21 protein-coding genes and 3 pseudogenes are annotated in these 22,292 nt (G+C 72.9%); 16 read left to right on the forward strand and 8 right to left on the reverse strand.

Features of this window, described 5'->3' with window-relative positions:
- Nucleotides 1–371: 371 nt before the first annotated feature.
- Nucleotides 372–782 (forward strand): hypothetical protein, encoded by a 411-nt coding sequence (locus ABZ624_RS16715; protein WP_360088411.1) that lies wholly within the window; start codon nucleotides 372–374, stop codon nucleotides 780–782.
- On the opposite strand, the gene ABZ624_RS16720 is transcribed toward ABZ624_RS16715, so the two are convergent.
- Nucleotides 700–1,548 (reverse strand): DUF4184 family protein, encoded by an 849-nt coding sequence (locus tag ABZ624_RS16720; protein WP_360088414.1) that lies wholly within the window; start codon nucleotides 1,546–1,548, stop codon nucleotides 700–702. The two genes, ABZ624_RS16715 and ABZ624_RS16720, sit on opposite strands and share 83 nt — an antisense overlap.
- Nucleotides 1,549–1,866: 318 nt before the next feature.
- Between ABZ624_RS16720 and ABZ624_RS16725 the strand changes: the two genes are divergently transcribed.
- The 3 genes from ABZ624_RS16725 (at nucleotide 1,867) to ABZ624_RS16735 (ending at nucleotide 4,950) form a co-directional block, all read left to right on the forward strand.
- Nucleotides 1,867–3,618, forward strand: coding sequence for a lytic transglycosylase domain-containing protein (locus tag ABZ624_RS16725; RefSeq protein ID WP_360088417.1), 1,752 nt, complete (start codon nucleotides 1,867–1,869; stop codon nucleotides 3,616–3,618).
- A gap of 176 nt (nucleotides 3,619–3,794) precedes the next feature.
- A complete protein-coding gene (locus ABZ624_RS16730; protein WP_360088420.1) occupies nucleotides 3,795–3,929 on the forward strand; it encodes an SPW_0924 family protein in 135 nt (44 codons plus the stop codon).
- Nucleotides 3,930–3,957: 28 nt separating this feature from the next.
- On the forward strand, nucleotides 3,958–4,950 hold the full coding sequence (locus tag ABZ624_RS16735) for a DUF3068 domain-containing protein (protein WP_360088423.1): 993 nt from the start codon (nucleotides 3,958–3,960) through the stop codon (nucleotides 4,948–4,950).
- Here the strand turns inward: ABZ624_RS16735 and hrpB are convergent.
- Nucleotides 4,940–7,465 carry an ATP-dependent helicase HrpB gene (gene hrpB / locus ABZ624_RS16740; RefSeq protein WP_360088426.1) on the reverse strand — a complete coding sequence of 842 codons (2,526 nt, stop codon included), beginning with the start codon at nucleotides 7,463–7,465 and terminating at the stop codon, nucleotides 4,940–4,942. The two genes, ABZ624_RS16735 and hrpB, sit on opposite strands and share 11 nt — an antisense overlap.
- Nucleotides 7,466–7,535: 70 nt before the next feature.
- The gene (locus ABZ624_RS16745; protein ID WP_360088602.1) at nucleotides 7,536–8,372 is read right to left on the reverse strand and encodes a class I SAM-dependent methyltransferase; all 837 of its coding nucleotides are present in this window, start codon (nucleotides 8,370–8,372) and stop codon (nucleotides 7,536–7,538) included.
- A 374-nt stretch (nucleotides 8,373–8,746) separates the two neighbouring features.
- Between ABZ624_RS16745 and rpsA the strand changes: the two genes are divergently transcribed.
- The 4 genes from rpsA (at nucleotide 8,747) to ABZ624_RS16765 (ending at nucleotide 12,532) form a co-directional block, all read left to right on the forward strand.
- Entirely contained in the window at nucleotides 8,747–10,243 is a 1,497-nt protein-coding gene (rpsA, locus tag ABZ624_RS16750) for a 30S ribosomal protein S1 (RefSeq protein ID WP_099928071.1), read from the forward strand.
- A gap of 225 nt (nucleotides 10,244–10,468) precedes the next feature.
- Nucleotides 10,469–11,407, forward strand: coding sequence for a PAC2 family protein (locus ABZ624_RS16755; protein ID WP_360088429.1), 939 nt, complete (start codon nucleotides 10,469–10,471; stop codon nucleotides 11,405–11,407).
- 67 nt (nucleotides 11,408–11,474) lie between these two features.
- Complete coding sequence (gene coaE / locus ABZ624_RS16760; RefSeq protein ID WP_360088432.1) at nucleotides 11,475–12,101, forward strand: dephospho-CoA kinase; 627 nt, start codon at nucleotides 11,475–11,477, stop codon at nucleotides 12,099–12,101.
- 50 nt (nucleotides 12,102–12,151) lie between these two features.
- Nucleotides 12,152–12,532 carry a tetratricopeptide repeat protein gene (locus ABZ624_RS16765; protein ID WP_360088435.1) on the forward strand — a complete coding sequence of 127 codons (381 nt, stop codon included), beginning with the start codon at nucleotides 12,152–12,154 and terminating at the stop codon, nucleotides 12,530–12,532.
- A gap of 23 nt (nucleotides 12,533–12,555) precedes the next feature.
- Here ABZ624_RS16765 and ABZ624_RS16770 read toward each other — a convergent pair whose 3' ends face one another.
- Nucleotides 12,556–12,882 carry a DUF6343 family protein gene (locus tag ABZ624_RS16770; protein WP_360088438.1) on the reverse strand — a complete coding sequence of 109 codons (327 nt, stop codon included), beginning with the start codon at nucleotides 12,880–12,882 and terminating at the stop codon, nucleotides 12,556–12,558.
- 316 nt (nucleotides 12,883–13,198) lie between these two features.
- Here ABZ624_RS16770 and ABZ624_RS16775 point away from each other — a divergent pair, with 316 nt between their 5' ends.
- The gene (locus ABZ624_RS16775) at nucleotides 13,199–13,648 is read left to right on the forward strand and encodes a DoxX family protein (RefSeq protein WP_360088441.1); all 450 of its coding nucleotides are present in this window, start codon (nucleotides 13,199–13,201) and stop codon (nucleotides 13,646–13,648) included.
- Between the two features lie 70 nt (nucleotides 13,649–13,718).
- Here the strand turns inward: ABZ624_RS16775 and ABZ624_RS16780 are convergent, their stop codons facing one another.
- Nucleotides 13,719–14,372, reverse strand: coding sequence for an RNA-binding S4 domain-containing protein (locus tag ABZ624_RS16780; protein WP_360088444.1), 654 nt, complete (start codon nucleotides 14,370–14,372; stop codon nucleotides 13,719–13,721).
- A 215-nt stretch (nucleotides 14,373–14,587) separates the two neighbouring features.
- Here ABZ624_RS16780 and ABZ624_RS16785 point away from each other — a divergent pair, with 215 nt between their 5' ends.
- Both ABZ624_RS16785 and ABZ624_RS16790 read left to right on the forward strand, forming a co-directional pair.
- Nucleotides 14,588–15,283: a uracil-DNA glycosylase gene (locus ABZ624_RS16785; RefSeq protein ID WP_360088447.1), complete on the forward strand. Its 696-nt coding sequence runs from the start codon at nucleotides 14,588–14,590 to the stop codon at nucleotides 15,281–15,283.
- A gap of 162 nt (nucleotides 15,284–15,445) precedes the next feature.
- Nucleotides 15,446–15,544: pseudogene (locus ABZ624_RS16790) on the forward strand (GntR family transcriptional regulator); the annotation flags it as partial.
- 63 nt (nucleotides 15,545–15,607) lie between these two features.
- Here ABZ624_RS16790 and ABZ624_RS16795 read toward each other — a convergent pair.
- Both ABZ624_RS16795 and ABZ624_RS16800 read right to left on the reverse strand, forming a co-directional pair.
- Nucleotides 15,608–16,063 (reverse strand): GNAT family N-acetyltransferase, encoded by a 456-nt coding sequence (locus ABZ624_RS16795; protein WP_360088605.1) that lies wholly within the window; start codon nucleotides 16,061–16,063, stop codon nucleotides 15,608–15,610.
- Nucleotides 16,064–16,144: 81 nt separating this feature from the next.
- A pseudogene (locus ABZ624_RS16800) lies at nucleotides 16,145–16,477 on the reverse strand (RidA family protein); the annotation flags it as partial.
- Nucleotides 16,478–16,723: 246 nt separating this feature from the next.
- On the opposite strand from ABZ624_RS16800, the gene ABZ624_RS16805 reads away from it, so the two are divergent.
- The 5 genes and pseudogenes from ABZ624_RS16805 (at nucleotide 16,724) to ABZ624_RS16825 (ending at nucleotide 21,362) form a co-directional block, all read left to right on the forward strand.
- Complete coding sequence (locus tag ABZ624_RS16805; protein WP_360088450.1) at nucleotides 16,724–17,551, forward strand: nucleotidyltransferase domain-containing protein; 828 nt, start codon at nucleotides 16,724–16,726, stop codon at nucleotides 17,549–17,551.
- A 146-nt stretch (nucleotides 17,552–17,697) separates the two neighbouring features.
- A complete protein-coding gene (locus tag ABZ624_RS16810; protein WP_360088453.1) occupies nucleotides 17,698–19,566 on the forward strand; it encodes an FUSC family protein in 1,869 nt (622 codons plus the stop codon).
- Nucleotides 19,567–19,653: 87 nt separating this feature from the next.
- Nucleotides 19,654–20,640, forward strand: a complete 987-nt coding sequence (locus ABZ624_RS16815) for a hypothetical protein (RefSeq protein ID WP_360088456.1) — start codon at nucleotides 19,654–19,656, stop codon at nucleotides 20,638–20,640.
- 164 nt (nucleotides 20,641–20,804) lie between these two features.
- Nucleotides 20,805–21,005 (forward strand): annotated as a pseudogene (locus ABZ624_RS16820) (cytochrome P450); the annotation flags it as partial.
- A gap of 180 nt (nucleotides 21,006–21,185) precedes the next feature.
- A complete protein-coding gene (locus tag ABZ624_RS16825) occupies nucleotides 21,186–21,362 on the forward strand; it encodes a hypothetical protein (protein ID WP_360088459.1) in 177 nt (58 codons plus the stop codon).
- Nucleotides 21,363–21,692: 330 nt separating this feature from the next.
- Here ABZ624_RS16825 and ABZ624_RS16830 read toward each other — a convergent pair whose 3' ends face one another.
- On the reverse strand, nucleotides 21,693–22,076 hold the full coding sequence (locus ABZ624_RS16830; RefSeq protein WP_360088608.1) for a hypothetical protein: 384 nt from the start codon (nucleotides 22,074–22,076) through the stop codon (nucleotides 21,693–21,695).
- Between the last annotated feature and the right edge of the window lie 216 nt (nucleotides 22,077–22,292).

Raw genomic sequence — 22,292 nt, forward strand, 5'->3', positions numbered from 1 at the left:
AACCCGACTCCACGGGGGGCGAAGCCGGGCCGCCGCAATCCGAAACCCGCCCCCACCATCCCGGCGCAACGGCGCTCAGCCCTCCCGGCGCCGTCCGACGATGCCGGACCCACCGCAACCCGACTCCACGGGGGGCGAAGCCGGGCCGCCGCAATCCGAAACCCGCCCCCACCATCCCGGCGCAACGGCGCTCAGCCCTCCCGGCGCCGTCCGGCGGTGCCGGACCCACCGCAACCCTGACGCCCACCCACCCCACCTGCGCAAGGACCCGGCGCCCACACCGGCAAGCCGGCCGAACCCCGGAGGGGACCGTCACTCACGTGGCCCCCGCCAAAACGCCCCCCACCCCCCACAGCCGCAAAACTGCGGGCATGGGTATACGCATGCTTCACCGCCGGACGCCCGAGGCAGACACCCGGGCCTGGGCGGACACCGCCTCGGCGCAGGCCCTGCCCGCCTCGCCGGTCCCGGCCCTCGCGGCCGACGCAAGCACCGCCCGCATCCCCGCAGACCTGGCCGCCACGGTCCGCAGAGCCGCCAGGCACCTGCGGCACAGACTCGCCGGCCTCGCCGCCCACGCGGACCACGCCCCGGACTGGTCCCAGTGGGCCGACCTCGCCCGCGGCTACCTCGCCCTCGCGCTCACCGCGATCCCCAGATCGCGCCCCCGGCCCACCCTCACGGTCTTCGTCGCGTCCCTCACCGAGCGACGGGCCGCTCCCGGCCCGCACCGGCCACCCCACCGGGACCGTCCGGAACCCGGCCCGGACGCCACACCCTGACGCCGACGGCGTACAGCACCAGCCCGGTGCCCACCCCGAAGCGCAGGGTGGGCACCAGCTCCCACGGCCGCTGCGGCGCGCCCCCGGGTGTCCGCCCGCTCGCGGCCCGCTGAACCGCCCCGGCCACCGCGCAGCCGCCGATCACCGCGCCGGCCCACCATCGGTCCCGTCCGGACAGCACGGGCACCCCCACCGGCTCCCCGGCCGGAGCCCGCCGCAAGGCGCGCGCGGCGAACGCCGCGATGACGGGCGCTCCCACCACGGACGAGCCGTACTGCAGCCACGAGAACAGCGGCATGCCCGCCGGACCGCCCCGCCCGATGGCCGGAATCAGCCGTGTCCCCCACCGGCCGTGATGCGTGAACGCGTCCCACACCACAGGGGTCAGCGCCCCCAGCACGGCGGAGACGTACCACCACCCCACCGACACGGCCCGTATCCGCGCGCGGGGCGTACCGCAGCGCAGCAGCACGGCCGGCCGCCCCTGCCGGCCCCGGGGCAGCAGCGCGAGCAACGGTTCGCGGACGAGCAGCCACAGCCCCACCAGCGCCCAGGAGATGAGCACATCGACCGCGCCGACCCCGGCGAACGAGTGTGTGACCGCGCCGAATTCCATGCCACCGGGAAGGACACTCGCCGCATAAAAGGTCACGTCGGGCGCGAAAGACCCCGCGACGAGCACCGCCGGCACCAGCGGGCCGCGGATGGTCCCGTCCCGGTGGAACGCGGGCAGGACGGCAGCCGCATGACTGAGCGTGAACGGCAACAAAGCCCCCTGAAACGGTCGTCGGCCATGACGCCGAGCCGATGATCGAGACCGTCCAGTATGCGGGACGCCCGTCCGGGGGCCGGAGGTGGCGACGGGAGTCGGCCAACCGGTGAAAACGGGCGTGAACGGTTCCCGACGCCAAGAAAGTTGCCGTAGGGTCACCTGCGTCGCCTGCCGGGCGCACGGGGTCGAACACACGTCACACGGACGGAAGGGCGACACGGGGGCAACCAGATCGCCGGGTCGACCGTCACACCAGGGCAGGGGCAGACAGACGGAGACGGACGCAGGGCGTCCACGGGAGGGGTTCACTCGATGGCGGCGCATTTCGGAAGGCGGCTGCGCAAGGGGGCGGCGACCACCGCCGTGGCCGCGGCAGCGGTCGCGGCTCTGTCCGCGTCCCAGGCTCCGGGAGTGACCGGCGAGGACCACGGCAGACAGGCGACGGCCGGCGCCTCCGCCCCCGTACCCGACACGCCCTCCGACGGCAACGGCAACGCCACCGGCAACTCCCCGTACTACACGGACCTGCCGCCGCTCAACAGCCCCGACCCCAGCCCCTCGCCGACCGCCGGCACCCCCGTCGCCCGCGGCGACTCCGAGGCGGGCATCCCGGCGACGGTCCTCGACGCCTACAAGAAGGCGGAGGCCGAACTGCGCTCCGCCAAGCCCGGCTGCAATCTGCCCTGGCAGCTGCTCGCCGCCATCGGCAAGGTGGAGTCGGGCCAGGCCCGCGGCGGCCGGGTCGACGCCGAAGGCACCACGCTGGGCCGGATCCTGGGCCCCGCCCTCGACGGCAACGGCTTCGCGCTCATCAAGGACACCGACCACGGCGCGTACGACGGCAACACCGAGTACGACCAGGCCGTCGGCCCCATGCAGTTCATCCCGTCGACCTGGGCCTGGGCCGGCCGCGACGGCAACGGCGACGGCAAGAAGGACCCCAACAACGTCTACGACGCCGCCCTCGCCGCCGGCCACTACCTGTGCCGCAACGGCTGGGACCTGTCGCGCGAGGCCGGCCTGCACAGCGCGATCCTCAGCTACAACAACTCGCAGGACTATCTGAACCTGGTCCTCAACTGGCTGGACTACTACCGCAAGGGCACCCACTCCGTGCCCGACGGCACCGGCGGCCTGCCCGCTCACCGCAGCGACGACGACACCCCGCGCGCCCACTCCCGGAAGCACTCCAGCCCGCCGAAGACGAAGCCCGGGCACAAGCCCGAGCACAAGCCGGACCCGAAGCCCAGCACGCCCGGCGGCGGGCACGACAGCCCGACCCCGAAGCCGCCGAAGCCGCCCGTCCCGCCGACGACCCCGCCGACCCCCACCGACACGGTGGACCACCTGGAGGACGCGGGCACCGCCAAGCTCACCGCGATGGCCGGGCACGCCTTCACCGAGCGGATCGGCACCCGCGCCGAGACCGAGGCCGACAAGTCCGTCGCCAAGGTCAGGATCAGGTTCACGATCAGCGGGGACACCGACGCCACCTTCACCGGCGGCGAGACCGTGGCCACGGTCGTCACCGACGCCAAGGGCATCGCACTCGCCCCGGCGCTGGCGGCGGGAGAGAAGACCGGCGACTTCAAGGTCACGGCCACCGTCGTGGGCCGCAAGGTCAAGGGCGTCGACTACACGGCCTCCGTCACCGAGCGCGCCGCCGACACCCTGGCCCGCACCAGCGACACCCCGCTGACCTGCACCCCGGACGGCGAGTTCGCCGACCAGGTCCAGGTCGAGGCGACGTACAAGGGGGCCGTTGCGGACAAGGTCGCGGCCACCGCCACCCTGATCACGTCCGACAAGGACGCCACCGAGAACGACAAGGGCCCCTACTTCAAGGACGCCGACGGCAAGCCCGTACGCACCCTCACCGGCCTCCGGACCGACGCCAAGGGCCTGCTGACCCTGCCGAAGCTGTACGCGGACGACACCACCGGCACCTTCCTGCTCCGCATCACCACCCCCGGCGGCGGCACCCTCACCGTCGAACTGAAGGTCGCCGCCGACGACACCTCGGCGAGCCCGTCCCCGTCCCCGAGCCCGTCCGCCTCCTCCTGACCCACAGCGACCCGGACAGGGCGCCCTCTCCGCACCGGCGGGGAGGGCGCCCTCGTTCGTGCGTGCACCGCTGTTCTCATCTCACCCGCCCGTTGCTACGGTGCCGAACCTGACGACCCATCAGGAAGCCACCGGAACCACAGACACGGTCACAGACCGTCCGACGGGAGGCCCGTATGCGCGCCCTGATCGCCGCCGCGACCGGTCTCGTCCTCGCGCTCGCCGTCGTCCTCACGATCAGCGCGACGGGCGCGCCGTCGGGCCGGACGTCCCCCAAGCCACTGCTGACGACGGTGCCCTCGCATCCGTAGCCGCGCCCGTCCGGGAGGGAGGCCTTCCATGCGCCGCAAGGCAAGCCTGGCCCTGCTCGCCTGCGCCGTCTTCTGCGCGGCGCTGTCCCCGCTCATGCGCTGGTACGCCTTCCCGCGCCTGGCCAGGATCCCCGCGAACCAGTACCAGGACATGGTCCTGGAGGCCAGGGGCGCCACCCTCCTCGACTACGGCACCATGCGGGCGAAGAAGGTCTCCAAGGTCACCATCGTGCAGACCCTCAAGGGCGACGTGGAGGCCGCGAAGAAGATCGAGAAGACGGCGGGCCGGCCGGTCGTGGTCTGGGACAGCCTCTCCTACGTCCAGGGCCCCGACGGCAAGATGGTCTCCCGCATCCCCGAGCGCTACATCTTCGACGCCCACAGTCAGGACCCCGTCCACGCCACCGGCGAGATGGTCGACGGCGACCCGGTCAGCCGCCGGGGCATCGAGTTCAAATGGCCCTTCCTGACACAGAAACGCGACTACGAGTACTTCGACGCGCAGACCCGCACCACCAGCCCCATCCACTACAAGGGCACCCAGACGTTCCGCGGCCTGAAGGTCTACTACTTCGAACAGACCGTCCCCTGGACGAAGGTCCCGATGCCGAAGACCATGCCCGTCCAGGGCATCACCCCGGAATCGGTCGCCAGGACGGGCACCACCCGCTGGTACAGCACGGTCCGCAGGTTCTGGGTCGAACCGGTCACCGGCGCACCCGTCTACGGCGAGGAACTCCACAAGGAGGAGCTGCGCGGCGGCACCCTGCTGGGCGGCCGGGCCAGGGTCACGGCCTTCGCCGGGGACGTGAGGATGCGCGAGGACTACACCGAACACACGGTCGCCCTGGTCAAGCACAACCGCACCCTGGTCCTGACGCTCACCTCGTACGTCCCCTGGGGCTCCCTGGCCCTCGGCCTGCTGCTCCTCGCGCTCTCCCTCTACCTGGAGGCCCGCGCCCGCCGCCCCGAGGACCCGGCCCCCGCGCGCACGACCGAACCCGAACCGGTCAGCGCCTGAGCCGCGCGCTGGTGTGCCGGGTGGGCTCGGCGGTCGCCGGGTCCTCGGGCCACGGATGCTTCGGATACCGCCCGCGCAGCTCGGCGCGTACGCCCTTGTAGCCGTCCTTCCAGAAGGAGGCGAGGTCGGCCGTGACGGCGGCGGGCCGCCCGGCGGGGGAGAGCAGATGAACGAGCAGCGGTACGCCGCTGATGGCCGGCGTGTCGCGCAGCCCGAACATCTCCTGAAGCTTCACCGCGAGCACGGGCCGGTCAGGATCCCGATAGTCGATCCGGATTCTGGACCCACTCGGCACGGCGATCCGCTCGGGCGCCAGCTCGTCCAGCCGCGCGGCCTCCCCGCTCGCCCACGGCAGCAACCGCGCCAGCCCCTGCCCGGCGTCGATCCGCCCGAGATCGGCCCGCCGCCGCGCCCTGCTCAGCTCCGGCTCCAGCCATTCGTCCACGCGCGCGTGGAGCGCACCGTCGGACACGTCCGGCCACGGCTCTCCGAGATGCGCCCGCAGAAAGGCCAGCCGCTGCCGCAGCAGCTCGGCCTCCGCTGACCAGCGCAACAACCCGAGCCCTTCCTGCCGCAGCCCTTCGAGGAGAGCCGCGCGTACGAGGGCCGGCTCGACGTCCCTCAGGGGCCGCACAGCCAGCTCGACGGCCCCCAGCCGCTCCACCTGCCGCGCTACGACGTCCCCGCCGGCCCAGTGCACCTCGTCCCGCTCGGCGAGCAGCGGCCCGGCGGCAGCGAGCGCCACGTCTTCCGGCACGCCGGCCCCGAGCAGCACACGCGCGTGCCCCTTCCCGGCGGGCCGATCGGCAACGGCGACGACGATCCAGGGCGCACCCCGCAAAGCCGACCCCTCCGCCAGCTCGGCCCGGGTCCCGGAGGCCATCAGATACGACCCACCGTCCAGCTTGGCGACCCGCTCGGGAAAGGCAAGAGCGGCGACAAGCCCGGCGGTCTTGTCATCGCCGTGGCCCGATCCGGCCAGGCCGGCGCCGCCTGCCCGACGGTCATCGGCGGGCGGGCGGGCAGACTCGGCCGAGACGGCCCGCAGCCGCCGCACTTCCGCAACCCACCGCGCACCGTAGGCGTCACCCCCACGCCGGGCACGACGCAGCGCACCGGCGAGATCATCGCCGTAGTCCCGCGGCACCTCTTCGGAGAGCAGGGCGACGACCTCCGCGCCCTCACCCGCGGTGTCCAGCAACGCCCGCCCCAGCCGAGGGTGCACCCCCAGCCGGGCCAGGCGCCCGCCGACCGGAGTCGCCCGGCCGGCGGAGTCCACCGCCCCCACCGCTGCCAACGCGGAGCGCGCCGCCGCCATCGCCCCGCCCGGCGGAGGATCGAGCAACGCCAGCCCGGACGCGTCCGGATCGCCCCAGCAGGCCGTCTGCAGGGCAAACGCGGTCAGGTCGGCCACCTTGATCTCCGGCGCCGGAAACGCCGGCAGGCGCCCGTCCTCGGCCTCCGTCCAGCACCGGTACACCGCCCCCGGCGCCTCTCGCCCGGCCCGCCCCGCCCGCTGCCGCCCGGCGGCCCGCGAGGCCCGTACCGTCGTCAGCCCGCTCAGACCGCGCGCGTGGTCCACCCGCGGCTCCCGGGCAAGCCCCGAGTCCACCACCACCCGCACCCCGGGCACCGTCAGCGACGACTCCGCCACCGAGGTCGCCAGCACCACCCGGCGCCGCGCCCCCGGAACGAGCACCGCGTCCTGTACGGCGGCCGGCGCCCGCCCATGGACCTGGAGCACATCCACCGCCCCGAGATCCCCGAGCTGCCCCGCCACGCGCGCGATCTCGCCCACACCGGGCAGGAAGCACAGCACGTCCCCGTCCCGCTCGGCCAGCGCCCGCCGCACGACCGACGCCACGTGCGCCAGCAGCGCCGGATCGACGCGCATCCCGTGCGGCGGCCGTACCGGGCGCGCGGGCGGCGCCCACACCACCTCCACCGGGTGTGCGACGCCCTCCGCCTCGACCACGGGCGCCCCGCCCAGCAGCCGCGCCCAGCCCCCCGCGTCCGTCGTCGCCGACGCGGCCACCAGCCGCAGCTCCGGCCGCAGGGTCTGCCGTACGTCCCACAGGAACGCAGCGACCGTGTCAGCGTCCAGATGCCGCTCGTGGCACTCGTCCAGCACGACGACGTCCACGCCGGCCAGCTCCTGATCGCGCTGCAGCCGCTGCAGCAGCACACCGGTCGTCACGACCTCCACGCGCGTGTGCCGCCCGGCGACCCGCTCACCACGCACCGTGAAGCCGACGCTGTCGCCCGGCCTCTCGCCCAGCAGCCAGGCCATCCGCCGGGCCGCCGCCCGAGCCGCGATCCGGCGCGGCTCGGCCACCACGACCCGCCGCGCCGGCCCGCCGCCGGCCAGCCCCGCCAGCACGAGCGGTACCAGCGTCGTCTTTCCGGTGCCGGGCGGCGCCACCAGCACGGCGGCGCCGGCACCCTCCAGGGCCTCGGTCAGGGCGGGCAGGGCGGAACGCACGGGCAGCGCGTCCAGGGCGTCGTAACGGATCACGCCCCCAGTGTCGTACGACGGCGAGAACAGCCCCTACGCGCGCGTGCCCCCGATGATCGGCAGGGGGCGGTCAGTCCCGCTCGCACACGAAGATCGCCGTCCCCGGGACCAGGCTGCCGCGCAGGGGGGACCAGCCGCCCCACTCCGAGGTGTTCCAGGACGGCCACTCCGGCTCCACCAGGTCCACCAGCCGGAGGCCGGACGCCACGACGTCCCGGACCCGGTCGCCGAGCGTCCTGTGGTGCTCGACATAGACCGCGCGGCCCTCCTCGTCCTGCTCCACGTACGGGGTGCGGTCGAAGTAGGAGGAGGACACGGACAGGCCCTCGGGGCCCGGCTCGTCGGGGAAGGCCCAGCGGATCGGATGCGTCACCGAGAAGACGAACCGGCCGCCCGGCCGCAGCACCCGGCGCACCTCGCGCAGCACCAGCCGCGGGTCGGCGACGAACGGCAGCGCCCCGTACGCCGAGCAGGCCAGGTCGAAGGAGCCGTCCGCGAAGGGCAGCGCGCCGGCGTCCGCGCAGACGAGGGGAAACGATCCACCGATGCGCAGCGCGTGCTGCAGCTGGCGGTGCGAGAGGTCGAGCGCCACCGGGCGGGCGCCCTGGGCGGCCAGCCAGCGCGCGCACTGCGCCGCGCCCGCGCCGATCTCCAGGACCGCCTTGCCCTTCAGCTCCTCCGGCGGGCCCAGCAGCTCGGCCTCTGCCTCGTCCAGGCCCTCCGGACCCCACACGAAGCGGTCGTCGCCGAGGAACGTGCCGTGCTCGGTCTGGTACTCGTCCGCGTTGCGGTCCCACCAGCTGCGGTTGGCCCGGGCGCTCTCCGTGACACCCGCGTCACGTCGCGTGGCCTGCGGCTCGTACGCCTCGGCTCCTTCGGGCTCGTATGCGTCGGGGTCTTGGATGATCGGCTCCCTCGTCGTACTCTTCCGTCCAACCCGGAAGGGGCCCCGTGACGGAAGCGGTCCCCCCGGCCGCGTGGCCTCAAAGGACGTTTCTTCTGCCGGTTATGCGGGGTTCTGCCCCGGGTGTGCGCCTTCGCGCATTGACCCTGTCCGGCTGCCCCCGTATGCTACAAGTTGCGCTGCGGGCCTGCGCACCTCAGACGTAGCAGGCTGCGCTCGCATCTGTATGTATGTCCCCTCGGTTCTCGAGGCGCCACCGGGCACCCGGTGTCCTTATGGTGGCGCTTCCTTGGCTGTCCGGCTTCTGCAGAGCGAAACGGGCTCCCGGCGTAAGCAGTACCTACGACTTCAATGTCCGTACCGGAGCCCTTTCCCACATGACGAGCAGCACCGAGACCACCGCCACCACCCCGCAGGTTGCGGTCAACGACATCGGTAACGAGGAAGCATTCCTCGCCGCGATCGACGAGACGATCAAGTACTTCAACGACGGCGACATCGTCGACGGCGTCATCGTGAAGGTCGACCGGGACGAGGTCCTGCTCGACATCGGTTACAAGACCGAAGGTGTCATCCCGAGCCGCGAGCTCTCGATCAAGCACGACGTCGACCCGAACGAGGTCGTCGCCGTCGGTGACGAGATCGAAGCCCTTGTTCTCCAGAAGGAGGACAAGGAAGGCCGCCTGATCCTCTCGAAGAAGCGCGCCCAGTACGAGCGCGCCTGGGGCACCATCGAGAAGATCAAGGAAGAGGACGGCATCGTTACCGGTACCGTCATCGAGGTCGTCAAGGGTGGTCTCATCCTCGACATCGGCCTCCGTGGCTTCCTCCCGGCCTCCCTGGTCGAGATGCGCCGCGTTCGCGACCTCCAGCCGTACGTCGGCAAGGAGCTCGAGGCCAAGATCATCGAGCTGGACAAGAACCGCAACAACGTGGTCCTGTCCCGCCGTGCCTGGCTGGAGCAGACCCAGTCCGAGGTCCGCCAGACGTTCCTCACGACCCTGCAGAAGGGTCAGGTCCGCTCCGGTGTGGTCTCCTCGATCGTCAACTTCGGTGCCTTCGTGGACCTGGGTGGCGTCGACGGTCTGGTCCACGTCTCCGAGCTGTCCTGGAAGCACATCGACCACCCCTCCGAGGTCGTCGAGGTCGGCCAGGAGGTCACGGTCGAGGTCCTCGACGTCGACATGGACCGCGAGCGCGTCTCCCTGTCGCTGAAGGCGACCCAGGAAGACCCGTGGCAGCAGTTCGCCCGCACCCACCAGATCGGCCAGGTCGTGCCCGGTAAGGTCACGAAGCTGGTTCCGTTCGGTGCGTTCGTCCGCGTGGACGAGGGCATCGAGGGTCTGGTCCACATCTCCGAGCTGGCCGAGCGCCACGTGGAGATCCCGGAGCAGGTCGTCCAGGTCAACGACGAGATCTTCGTCAAGGTCATCGACATCGACCTCGAGCGTCGTCGCATCAGCCTCTCGCTGAAGCAGGCCAACGAGTCCTTCGGTGCCGACCCGGCCTCGGTCGAGTTCGACCCGACCCTGTACGGCATGGCCGCGTCCTACGACGACCAGGGCAACTACATCTACCCCGAGGGCTTCGACCCCGAGACCAACGACTGGCTCGAGGGCTACGAGAAGCAGCGCGAGGAGTGGGAGCGCCAGTACGCCGAGGCGCAGACCCGCTTCGAGCAGCACCAGCAGCAGGTCATCAAGTCCCGCGAGGCCGACGCCGCTGCCGCGGCCGAGGGCGGCGAGGCTGCGGGTGCGGCTCCGGCCGCGGGTGGCGGTTCGTACTCCTCCGAGGGTGCGGACACCTCCGGTGCGCTGGCCTCGGACGAGGCGCTGGCCGCGCTGCGCGAGAAGCTCGCGGGTGGCCAGAGCTGAACGCTAGCCGCTGGGCTTAGCCGATAGCTGGTTCTGAGGGGCCGTACCTTCCGGGGTGCGGCCCCTCAGGCGTGTGCCGGGGCGGTGCCGGCTGTCGTTGGCCTGCCGGTTCGCCGTGGTGGGTCGCGCAGCGCCCGCAGGGAGTTGCTGATCAACGGCGTTGCACGGGAATGCCCCCGCTCCAGGGCGTGTTGAGGAAGACGAACACGAGGAGGAGCGGTCACAGTGCTTGATCCGCAGGGTTTGTACGCATGGGAGCCGAAGGGCCTCGCCGTTGTCGACATGGCGCTCGCCCAGGAGTCGGCCGGCCTTGTCATGCTCTACCACTTCGACGGATACATCGACGCGGGTGAGACCGGCGACCAGATCGTCGACCGGCTCCTCGACTCACTGCCCCACCAGCTCGTCGCCCGCTTCGACCACGACCGGCTCGTGGACTACCGGGCCCGCCGGCCCCTGCTGACCTTCAAGCGGGACCGCTGGACCGACTACGAGGTCCCGGCCCTTGAGGTCCGCCTCGTCCAGGACACCACGGGCGCCCCCTTCCTGCTGCTGTCCGGGCCCGAGCCGGACGTGGAGTGGGAGCGGTTCGCGGCGGCCGTACGGCAGATCGTGGAGCGGCTCGGCGTCCGCCTGTCCGTGAACTTCCACGGCATCCCCATGGGCGTCCCGCACACCCGCCCGGTGGGCCTCACCCCGCACGGAAACCGCACCGACCTTGTCCCCGGCCACCGCAGCCCCTTCGAGGAGGCCCAGGTCCCCGGCAGCGCCGAGTCGCTGGTGGAGTACCGCCTGATGGAGGCCGGGCACGACGTCCTGGGCGTCGCCGCGCACGTCCCGCACTACATCGCCCGCTCCCCGTACCCGGACGCCGCGCTGACCGTCCTGGAGGCCATCACGGCCGCCACCGGGCTGGTGCTGCCGGGAATCGCGCACTCGCTGCGCACGGACGCGCACCGCACCCAGACGGAGATCGACCGGCAGATCCAGGAGGGCGACGAGGAGCTCACCGCGCTCGTCCAGGGCCTGGAGCACCAGTACGACGCCGCCGCGGGCGCCGAGACCCGGGGCAACATGCTCGCCGAGCCCGTGGAGATCCCCTCGGCGGACGAGATCGGGCGCGAGTTCGAGCGGTTCCTGGCGGAGCGCGAGGGCGAGAACTGACGGGGCGCCCCGAAGGGGCGCGGGGCTGCATGGCGGCTTCCCCAGCGGAGCGCCTAGGCTTCCGGTCATGCTGAAAGTGGGCCTGACCGGTGGGATAGGCGCCGGCAAGAGCGAGGTGTCACGGCTGCTCGTGGAGCACGGCGCCGTGCTGATCGACGCCGACCGCATCGCGCGTGAAGTCGTGGCGCCGGGCACTCCCGGCCTCGAAGCCGTGGTCGGGGCCTTCGGCGAGGCCGTCCTCACTGCCGACGGCAGTCTGGACCGGCCCAAGCTCGGCTCCATCGTCTTCGCCGACCCCGGGAAGCTCGCCGTCCTCAACTCGATCGTGCATCCCCTGGTGGGCGCCCGCTCCCGTGAGCTGGAGGACGCGGCGGCCGAGGACGCCGTAGTGATCCACGACGTACCCCTCCTCACCGAGAACGCACTGGCGCCGCTCTACGACCTCGTGATCGTCGTGGACGCGAGCTCCGAGACCCAGCTCGACCGGCTGGTCCGGCTGCGCGGGATGACCGAGGAGGACGCACGCGCGCGTATGGCCGCGCAGGCGACCCGCGAGCAGCGCCGGGAGATCGCGGACATCGTGATCGACAACGACGACGTACCCCTGGACACGCTGCACAAGCGCGTCGCCGAGGTGTGGGAGGACCTCGCACGGCGGGCGCGCTTGCGTGGTGCGGAACCGGACTCGGAATAGCGGCCCCCTCCGCGGGCGTTGAACTGCCGCAGCGAGGGAAGGACTCTGCCGTGCCCGAGACCAGCGGTTCCACCGGACGTACTCCGGAAACGCATGTCATCGACTTCCGTGCAGCCGAGCACCTGCTCAACTCGCGGGATCCGCAGGGTGCGGTGAAGCTGCTCGACAGCGTCATCGCCGCGTACCCGGAGAACACGGCAGCCCGCCTGCTCCGTGCGCGTGCGTTCTTCGCGGCGGCACAACTGCGGCCCGCCGAGCTCGAGTTCACGATCGTGTTGGAGCGCGAGCCGGACAACGCGTTCGCGCACTTCGCACTGGCCCGCACCTATGAACGCCAGGGCCGCCCCGACCAGGCCAAACGCCATTTCCGCCTCGCGGCCGCGCTGGATCCGAACCCGCAGTACCTGAGGGCGGCGCGCTTCGACGGCTGAGCGGCGCGTGCCGCGTCGGCCGCTCACGGATGCCGGTGCCTCGGAGGTCCCTGGTACGGCCGTCTCGGGTACGGCGGGCCCGGGTACGGTGGCCCGTCCTCCGGCGGCCGGTACGGCGGCACGTCCCGGCCCGGCTGGTAGTGCGGACCCTGCCGGATGTGCCTGAGGACCATGGCCATGTCCGCGGTGACCACCAGCCACAGCACCCCACAGGCCGCCGCCCACCCCGGGCGCCCGGCCACCGCGAACGCCGCCGTGCCGAAGACCGCCCAGGCCAGCCCCCACACGCACAGCCAGAACCGCGCCCGCAGAGCACTGCGCGCGGTCTTCGGTTCACTGCCTGTACGCATAGGAATCACCACTCCTCCTTGCAACGTACTCTTCGGTGACGACGTTCCTCAACGACGTTCCTCAACGACGCGCATCCGCGGCGTGCCGCTACGGCGCCGTCCGTCGCTCCTCGAAGGAGCAGTTCGAGTCGGCACGGCAGGAGGCGGGACTGGAGGCGGACGGATATCTGATCACGGACGGGACGCGGGTGAGAGCGGTGCGGAAGGGATAGCTGGCACGCGGTCGCACCGGGCGGCCGGAGGGCGATGAGTTTCCGGACCGCGCCGGGTCTACCCCGGTGAAAGCAGCCGGCACCGCTTCCCTCAGGAGATCCTCATGTCCGAGACCACCGCTCCCGTCACCTCCACCGCCTCCATCGCCTCCACCGGCTCTCTCAGCGTCCGGAGGCGCGCGGCGCGGGTCACGCTGCGGTCCGTGCAGGTCCTGCTCGCGCTGTTCTACGGCATCGCGAGCGCGCTGCCCAAGCTCATCGCGCACCCCTCGGCCGTCGAGTCCTTCGACAAGATCGGCTGGGGCGGCGGGGCCATGTACACCATAGGCGCGCTCGAACTCGCCGGGGCCGTCGCGCTGTTGGTCCCTCTGCTGCAGTCCTTGGCGGCGATCGCGCTCAGCGCGCTCATGGTGGGCGCGTTCATCGTCCAGCTCACGGTCTTCGACGGTCAGAACGCGGCGACCCCGCTGATCCTCATGGTGCCGCTCGCCCTGATCGCCTGGGTCCGGCGCGGGCACAACGGGGAGCTGCTGCGGTGGGCGCGGCGACGGTGACGCCGGTGGGCCATGGCGCCGGCGGACATCCCTCAGCTTTTCCGGGACCGGATTCGCCGTGCCCGCCGGATCAGGATCCGCCGCGCCTGCCGGTTCCGCCGGACCGGGAACCACCGCGCCTGTCGGGTGGGCCCGCGGCGCCGCCGAAGGCGCCCGGGATGCCCGGGTCCGGGAGGCCGCGGAGGCGTTCCAGTTCGCGGCGATCGCGTTTGGTGGGGCGGCCGGTGCCGCGGTCGCGGAGGCCGGCGGGCGCGATGGCCTCGCGGGGCGGGGGCGGAGGGGAGTTGTCGATGTAGCACTGGGCGGCCAGAGGGGCACCGACCCGCTTGCGGATCAGGCGCTTGACGATCACGACCCGTTCCCGGCCCTCGTGCCGCAGGCGCACCTCGTCGCCGACGCGCACGGAGTAGGCGGGTTTCACCCGCTCGCCGTTCACACGGACGTGGCCGCCCCGGCATGCGGTGGCGCCCAGGGAACGCGTCTTGATCAGACGTACGGCCCAGATCCAGCTGTCGATCCGGACTGTCTCGCCCGGAGCCGGTCCCGCGGCCTCGGCTGCGGCCACCGCGGCGGTGATCTTCGGATCGACGTGCTCGTCGGCATCGACAGGCTGATCAGCGGAGGCACCGGTGCCCTGGGCGTCCTGGGCGTCCTGGGCGGAGCCGGTCCTGGGCGGCTCGCCGGTCCCACCGTTCACGTTCTCGTCCGCAACCTCGGAAGCCATGTCCCCGACCCTAACTCCCCGGGCGGGGTGAGCCGGAGTCGATTTTCCCGGGGCGTGGGGCAGCCGGGTGGCAGGAAGGTCGGCGCCGACGTGGAATACATCGAGCCGTACCCCGCCGGAACGACGGTCACGCGTGCTCCGGCCGTGCCGGGGCACTCCTCCGCAGGTGAGAAGCGGTTCGTTTACCCGGCGCGGTCCGGGCATACGGTGGCCGTATGGACGACAGCAGTGCCCTCGACCGGCTCGACCGGCGTGTCGCGGACTGCCGGGCCTGCCCTCGGCTCGTCGAGTGGCGTGAGGAGGTGGCCCGTACCAAACGGGCCGCGTTCGCCGACTGGACGTACTGGGGGCGGCCGGTGCCCGGCTTCGGTCCGGCCGACGCCCGGCTGGCGATCATCGGGCTGGCCCCCGCGGCACACGGCGGCAACCGCACCGGCCGGATGTTCACCGGCGACCGCTCCGGAGACGTGCTCTACCAGGCGCTGTACGACGTGGGACTCGCCTCGCAGCCCACCTCCGTCAGCGCCGACGACGGATTGGAACTGTACGGCGTCCGCGTCACCGCGCCGGTGCACTGCGCCCCGCCGGCGAACAAGCCGACCCCCGGTGAGCGCGACACCTGTCGTCCCTGGCTGGTGCAGGAGCTGAAGCTGCTGCGCCCGACGCTGAGGGCCGTGGTCGTCCTCGGTGCCTTCGGCTGGCAGGCCGCGCTGCCGGCGTTCACCGAGGCGGGCTGGACCGTGCCCCGCCCACGCCCGGCCTTCGCCCACGGCATCAGGGTCCCCCTCGACGGCCTGGACCTCTTCGGCTGCTTCCACGTCAGCCAGCGCAACACCTTCACCGGCCGGCTCACCCCGGAGATGCTCCGCGAGGTGCTGTGCACGGCGGCGACGACGGCAGGGCTGCCGTAGCCGACGCGTTGGCGCGGACGTGGCCGTGGGCTCGGGCGTGGGCGCGGTTGGGGCCGCCGGAGACGATCGCCTCGGACGACTCACTGTGCCCGGTGAGGGGGTGGGGCCGCTCCTTCGTTCCGCAGGGGTAGTAGTCGGCGCAGACGGCCGTCGGCCGGCTCCATGTCGCGGGTGCCGGTGCGGGAGGGGGTCCGGGTGCTGGTCGCCGAGGGCTTCGTCCTCTTCGGGCCGGCCCGCCGCACGGTCGTACGCCGGCTCACCGGAAACAGCCCGCTGGTCTCGTCTGTCACCAGGGACCGGCGGCCTGGGAGGGGAGGCGGGGGCTCAGGGCCGCCAGACGTAGCGCACGTCCGGCTCCCGTTCCTCGTTCCCACTGCCGTCGGTGAACTCGACGGCAGTGAAACCGTGCCGCTCGTAGAAGCGGTGGGCGGGCTTGTTGACCTGGAAGGTCCACAGGGACAGCCCGCCCGGGCAGCGCTCCTTGGCCAGCGCGACGAACCGGTCACCGATACCGCGCCCCCGCCACCCGGGGTCCAGATACAACTGGGACAGCAACTCCCCGTCCAGCACCATCAGCCCGACGATCCCGGCCCCGTCGGCCTCCGCCACCCAGGTCTCCCGCAACGGCACGACGACATCCCGGATGTACTCCCGCACCTCGTCGTCGGTGTGCGGCCGGACGACGGTGGGCAGGGCGGTGTCGAAGGACCGCAGATACACATCGGCGGCGGCCCGGGCGTCTTCCGCCGCGGCCCGACGCAACACGACCTCGCCGGTCACCGGCTTCCCTCCTTGCTCCGGCACCACAGCCGTCGCCGTGATCTCCACCAACTGCCCGGTGTAACCGAGGCAGGCGACACCCACCAGAGTGGACGAGTGCGGCCCGGCGCTGAGCCCGGAGGCCTCGACCACGTTCCACACCGCGGACAGCACCGAGGGCTCGCTGCTCACCACATACACATCCGTGGCGACCACATGCGCCAAGTCGCTTCCCGCAGCGTCCAGTTGCGCTCGCAGATTGGCGATCACCTGCTCGGCCTGCCGCACGGGGTCACCCGGGCCGACGACCTCACCCTTCTCGTCGAGCGGTACGGCACCGGCCAGAAAGGCCAGCCTCGTCCCGGCTTCGACGACGGAGGCGTGGGAGTAGGTGGGCGGCGGGAAGAGCGTTGGGGTGGTCACCCGCTGGATCACGAGGTCTGCTCCTGGGAAGCGGTGGACGGCCTCCCGATGATCGTGTCTCTCGGCCCTGCCCGCATCTGATTTATCAGGGCGACGGGGGCCGACAACGGAGCCGACTTCGTCAGCACCAGGTCAGGTTGACCAGGTCGCCGACTCCGGCCACCTCCTGCAGGGCGGACAGCGCCTCGCGCAGACTTTCCGTGCCGGGGGCCACATTTTCGGGAGCGGACTTCCGGGTGGCTGCGGCAGGCTGAAGGCATGCCCGAGCCTTCCGATTCCGTGCCCGAGCCGTCCGTGCCCGAGTCCTCCGACTCCGGCTTCCTCGCCCGCACCGCCGAGCGCCTCGCCTCGCTCCCCGCCGTCCGAGCGGTGGCCCTCGGCGGCTCCCGGGCCCAGGGGACCCACCGCCCCGACAGTGACTGGGACCTGGCGATCTACTACCGCGGCCCCTTCGACCCGGACGACCTGCGGGCCGTCGGCTGGCCCGGAGAGGTCTCGGACATCGGCGGATGGGGCGGCGGGGTCTTCAACGGCGGAGCCTGGCTGCACATCGACGGACGCCGGGTCGACGTGCACTACCGGGACCTGGACGTGGTCGAACACGAGCTGGCGGAGGCGGAGGCCGGACGGTTCCGCGTGGAGCCGCTGCTCTTCCACCTCGCCGGCATCCCCACCTACCTGGTCGTGGCCGAACTGGCCGTCAACCAGACGCTCAGCGGCACCCTGCCCCGCCCGGCGGGCTATCCCGCCGAGCTGCGCGTCACCGCCGCCGAGCGCTGGTACGGCACCGCCCGCGCCACCCTCGCCTATGCGAAGGCCAACCACGCCGCACACGGCCGCCTCACAGAGACCGCCGGCTCCCTCGCCACGGCCGCCACCCAGGCCGCCCACGGGATCCTCGCGGCCCGCGGGGAGTGGGTGACCAACGAGAAGCGGCTGCTGGAACGGGCCGGGCTGCGAGGGATCGACGCGGTGGTGGGGGGACTGCGGGGCGACCCCGAAGTCCTGCTCGGTGCCGTCACCGAAGCCGAGGAAATCGTCGCTCGGGAATCGCAGTCACAAGGAACGCGGGGATTGCGTTCATAAAGAAACCGGCCGTCCCGGGCATCTTTCACCTGCCCGAAACGTGATCGCCCCGTTCGCACCGGGAACCCGCCCTACGGTGGACACAGCCCCCCGGCCACCGTCGTCCGAAGGCACCCCCACCCCGCCCTCGTACGAACAGGAGCCCCGTGTCCCGGCTCGTCGCGCCCCCCTGGCTCGCCCATGCCCTGCGCGCCCAGCGCGGTCCCGTGCCCTGGAGCGCGGTGACCCGGGGCGCGTTCGCCGCCGGTCCGCTGTTGCTCGCCGGGGTGCTCGCCGGGCGGACGCCCGACGGTGTACTGGCCGCCATCGGTGCGATGCTCGCCGGCATCAACGACCGGCCGGGCAGCCGCCGGGCCTCCGTCAAGCGGCTCGGGTCGCCCGCGCTGGCCGGCGCTCTCGGGCTGCTCATGGGCACGTGCGCCGGGCAGGGGCTGGCCGCCGTACCGCTCGCCCTGGCGCTCACCGGGCTCGGGCTGGTCGCCGGCGGTGTCAGCGCGGTCGGGCCCGTCGCGTCCGCCGTGGGGACGCAGCTGCTCGTCGGTGCCGCCCTGGGCGCAGGGATGCCGGCGGCCGAGAGCGGTCTGCTGCGCGCCCTCGCCTTCTTCGCCGGTGCCGGATGGCTGCTCGCCCTGCGGCTGGCCCTGCCCACGCCCGGTGCCACCGCCGGTGACTTCAGGTTCGACGGGGAGCGGGCGGCGGTCGCCGCGGTGTACGACGCCGTCGCCGCGCTCCTCGACGCCGTGGGCGGTGAGCAGGCCACCGCCCGGCGGGCCGCGCTCACCGCCGCGCTCGACCATGCCCAGGACGCCCTCGCCGGGCCCCGGCTGCGCCGGTACGCCTCGTCCGCCGCCGAGCGCCGGCTGCATGCGCGGTATGCGGCTGCGCTGCCCCTCGCCGAGGCCGCCACCGCGCTCTTCTGGGCGGGGGAGCCGGTCTCGGCGCGGGCCGCGGAAGGGCTCCGGCGGCTCGCCGCCGCCGTCCGCGGTGACACCGCCACCGGCCCGTTGCCCGCCCCCCACCGGTCCGCCCCCGCCCTGCGCGCCCTCGACGACGCCCTGCTGCGCGCCGCCGAGGCCTTCGACCGGGCGGGGGGCGCACAGCAGCGGTTGCCCGCCCGGCGCCGGGGCGCAAAGGACGCCGTACGCGCCGCCCTCCGCGCCGCGTTCGGTGCGGGCGGACGCGAGTACGGGCTGCGGGTCGCCCTCTGCTTCGGGGCCGGCGCCGCCCTCGCCCAGGCGCTGCACCACACCCGCTGGTACGGCCACCACCAGCACTGGTACTGGCTGCCCGCCACCGTCGTCTTCCTCGTCAAGCCCGACCTCGGGCCACTCGCCTCCCGGGTGCTGTGCCGGGCGGCGGGAACCGTGCTCGGCGCTCTGGTGTTCGCCGCCTTCGCCGCGGTGCTGCCCCGGCCCGGCGGGCTCATCGCGCTCGTGGCCGTCAGCGGGGCCCTGATCCCCGTCGCCACACGGCACTTCGCCGCCCAGACCGCGGTCGTGACCGTACTCGTGCTCAGTCTGGTGATGGCCGGCGGTGAGCCGCAGGCCTCCGTCAGCCGGATCGGGGAGACGCTGCTGGCCTGCGTGATCGTGCTCGTCGTCGGGCATCTGCCGATGCCGGGGCAGCGGGGCGGGGCAGTGCGGGCCCGGCTGGCCGCCGCGGGGAACGCCGCGCACGCCTACCTCGCGCATGTGCTGAGCCGGTCCCCCGACCGCGCCACCCGCTGGACCCTGCGCCGCGAGGCCTACCGCACCCTCGCCGAGGCCCGTGCCGCCCTCGCCCTCGCCGCCGCCGAACTCCCCTCACTCGCCCGGCACTCGGAGGGTGCGGACGAGCTGGCCGTCACCCTGGAACGGCTCGTCGACACGACCACCGCCTGCGCCGTCCACCTCGACGACTCCGGCCGCCTCGCAGCCCCGCACCTGCAGCAACTCACCGAGCTGCTGACCGAGTTCGAGAAGGGGCACCGGGAACGGACGGGGCTACGGCTGCCCGGCCTGCCGCTCGCCGGATGAGGCGCGCGCCGGCTCGGACCGAGTCAACCCACGGCGGCGTGTCCGCGTCCCACAGGGAGGTCCATGTTCCCTGTCCAAGGAGAGTTCGTGCCCCGACTCACCCGCCTCAGACTCTCGACCGGCGCCGCCACGGCCGTCGTCGCCGCCGTCGTGCTCGCGGCGTCACCCGCAGCCGCCGCCGAACCGACCGTGTCCCAGCCGCACATCGTCGCCCACTTCGACAAAGCGGCAGGGCAGACGCCGGAGAACATCACGGTCGAGCCCGACGGCTCCGCCGACCTGACCTTCGCCTCCGCCCGGCAGATCGCCCACGTCACCCCGGACGGGCACACGACGATCCTCGCCACCCTGCCCGACGAGCCGAACCCGAACACCCCCGTCCTCAAGGCCGCGACCCTCTTCGGTATCGCCCGCGCCCACGACGGCACGCTCTACGTCAACTACGCCACCGGCACAGGAAAGACCGGCATCTGGCGCATCGGCCCCGACGGCGGCGCGCCCCGGCAGATCGCACAGCTCCCGGCGACCGCACTGCCCAACGGCCTCGCCCTCGACGAGCGGCACGGAGTGCTCTACGCCGCCGACTCGGCGCAGGGCATCGTCTGGCGGGTCCCGCGGGCAGGCGGCACACCGACCGTGTGGGCCCGGGACACCGCCCTCACCCCGGTCCCGGTCACCGGTGCCGGCTTCGGCGCCAACGGCGTCAAGATCCACGGCGGTGCCGTCTGGGTGTCCAACAGTGACCGGGGGACGTTGCTGCGCATTCCCGTACGGCCGGACGGTTGCGCGGGGCCGGTGGAGACCCGGGCCACCGGCCTCGACCACATCGACGACTTCACGTTCGTCACCCCGTACGGCGACACCGTCCTCGCCGCCCTGATCGGCGACGACGAGGTCGCCGAGGTACACCCCGACGGCACCCGCACCGCCGCCCTCACACAGGCGGACGGGCTGGCCAACCCGACCTCCGTCGCCGTACACGACGGGACGGTCTACGTCGACAGCGCCGCGTACTTCACCCAGCAGGACCCCAATCTGCTGCTGGCCCGCCTGAACCAGGGGCTCGGCCACTGACGGACCGGGCGGCGGGACGGGTCCGTGCGCTCGCCCTTGCCGGATCCCGCCCCGCCGCCCCTCCCACCCGGGAAGTCATCACCGTCGTCGGTCAACTCGCCGCCCGCCCCACGCAGTCGGGAAGGTGATCCACCGAGCCACCCCGGCGCCCTGGGCGGACGCCCATGGACCCCGCCGACGGCCTCCTCGACCATCCCTACGACGTCCACCGGCGCCTGCGCGACCTTGCGTCCGTGCACCGCATCACGGGACCGGACGGTACCGCCGCCTGGCTCGTCACCCGGTACGAGGACGTCCGGGCCGCGCTCGCCGACCCCCGGCTCTCGCTGGACAAGCGGCGGGGCACGGCCGGCCCGTACAAGGGACTCTGCTCGACCTGGGTGCGACTACTGACACGGAAGGTGAGTTCCTGTCGCAAAGTGAACGGATACTCACGGTCCGCGCAGAACGGGTGTAGGTAATGTCTCAGTCCCGTCACCGGACGAGGCGTTTGCCGTCTCCAGGGCGTTAACTCCCATAAGCACGACGCTTTCTGGAGGTGCGAGATGGTGAACGGGCGAACCGTGCTCGAACGCTTTCCCGCCGGTGGTCCGCGGGGATCCTGGCCCGCGGAGGAGTTCGCGCACGCGCGGCGTCAGGAAGGCCTGCCCGCGGAAGTCGTCATGGACCTCGCGACAGACACGTTCCTGGTGATCGTACGGGGCGGTGACCACACGGAGTGAGCTCGCTCAGGCCGGTTTCGGTGCCGGTACCTTCGCCGTGAACCGCTGCGCCTGCAGCACGTACAGCTCGGCGTAGACCCGCCCCTGGCCGCAGCTGCGCGGCCGGCTGGTGGCTGATCAGCAGGACGGTCTGCCCCGTTGCCGGCCGGCGAGCGGGTCTTCTCGAACACCTCCAGCCGGCCCGCGCGTCCAGCGCGGCCGTCGGCTCGTCCACCCGGCAGGGTGTCAGGCCGCGTGGCAGACCCGCGACCACCTCCTCGGCCACGCGTTTTAGTGGGCCCCTCGGCACTCGGCATCTCGGTGGGCGCCTCGGTCAGGGCCGGTGCGGCGCTACGCCGGGAGGGCCTGAGACCAGTCCGGGGCCGTCCCCGTCACCCGGCACAGGGCCAGGTACAGCGGGATCGGCGGGGTGTACGGCACCGTGCCCTCCGGCCGGTGGATGAGCCGCGCCGTGCCGGTGACCAGGGCACCGGGGGCGTAGTGCGCCGGGGACGGCCAGGGCAGGGCGTAGTCGGAGTCCGACGGAACGATCCACCACCAGCGGGCGCCGTCGGCGTACACACAGCCCAGCCGCGGCAGCCGGGGGACGACCAGCGGGCCGAGACGGTCGGGCACGGCCACGGCGTCGCAGCCGAGCGGTGCGCTCATGCCGTCCGGCACCGTGAGCCGACGCGGCGCGTCCGGGGTGGACCGGCGGCGCTGCAACCGCACCAGGGTGTCGAGACCGAGGCTCGTGGTGGTGCGCCGGGTGTCCCCCTGGTCGGGCGCGCTGGGCCGGGATCGGCCGGAGCTGGCCTGGTAGGGGCTGGTGGTGTCGGGCCGGCCGGAGTCGGTGGTGGTGTCCTGACCCGGCCCGAAGGTTCCGGGGCGGCCGGATCCTGTGGGACCGTTCCGCGCCGAGCCGGTGCTGTCCCCGCGGTCGGCGTCGCA

Origin of the sequence: Streptomyces sp. NPDC007205 (genome assembly GCF_040634095.1) — a bacterium.
Classification (GTDB): Bacteria; Actinomycetota; Actinomycetes; order Streptomycetales; family Streptomycetaceae; genus Streptomyces.

Coding starts and splice junctions, on each gene's coding strand:
- ABZ624_RS16715 (WP_360088411.1), top strand. CDS start 372: ATGGGTATACGCATGCTTCACCGCCGGACGCCCGAGGCAGACACCCGG.
- ABZ624_RS16725 (WP_360088417.1), top strand. CDS start 1,867: ATGGCGGCGCATTTCGGAAGGCGGCTGCGCAAGGGGGCGGCGACCACC.
- ABZ624_RS16730 (WP_360088420.1), top strand. CDS start 3,795: ATGCGCGCCCTGATCGCCGCCGCGACCGGTCTCGTCCTCGCGCTCGCC.
- ABZ624_RS16735 (WP_360088423.1), top strand. CDS start 3,958: ATGCGCCGCAAGGCAAGCCTGGCCCTGCTCGCCTGCGCCGTCTTCTGC.
- rpsA (WP_099928071.1), top strand. CDS start 8,747: ATGACGAGCAGCACCGAGACCACCGCCACCACCCCGCAGGTTGCGGTC.
- coaE (WP_360088432.1), top strand. CDS start 11,475: ATGCTGAAAGTGGGCCTGACCGGTGGGATAGGCGCCGGCAAGAGCGAG.
- ABZ624_RS16770 (WP_360088438.1), bottom strand. CDS start 12,882: ATGCGTACAGGCAGTGAACCGAAGACCGCGCGCAGTGCTCTGCGGGCG.
- ABZ624_RS16775 (WP_360088441.1), top strand. CDS start 13,199: ATGTCCGAGACCACCGCTCCCGTCACCTCCACCGCCTCCATCGCCTCC.
- ABZ624_RS16780 (WP_360088444.1), bottom strand. CDS start 14,372: ATGGCTTCCGAGGTTGCGGACGAGAACGTGAACGGTGGGACCGGCGAG.
- ABZ624_RS16785 (WP_360088447.1), top strand. CDS start 14,588: ATGGACGACAGCAGTGCCCTCGACCGGCTCGACCGGCGTGTCGCGGAC.
- ABZ624_RS16805 (WP_360088450.1), top strand. CDS start 16,724: ATGCCCGAGCCTTCCGATTCCGTGCCCGAGCCGTCCGTGCCCGAGTCC.
- ABZ624_RS16825 (WP_360088459.1), top strand. CDS start 21,186: ATGGTGAACGGGCGAACCGTGCTCGAACGCTTTCCCGCCGGTGGTCCG.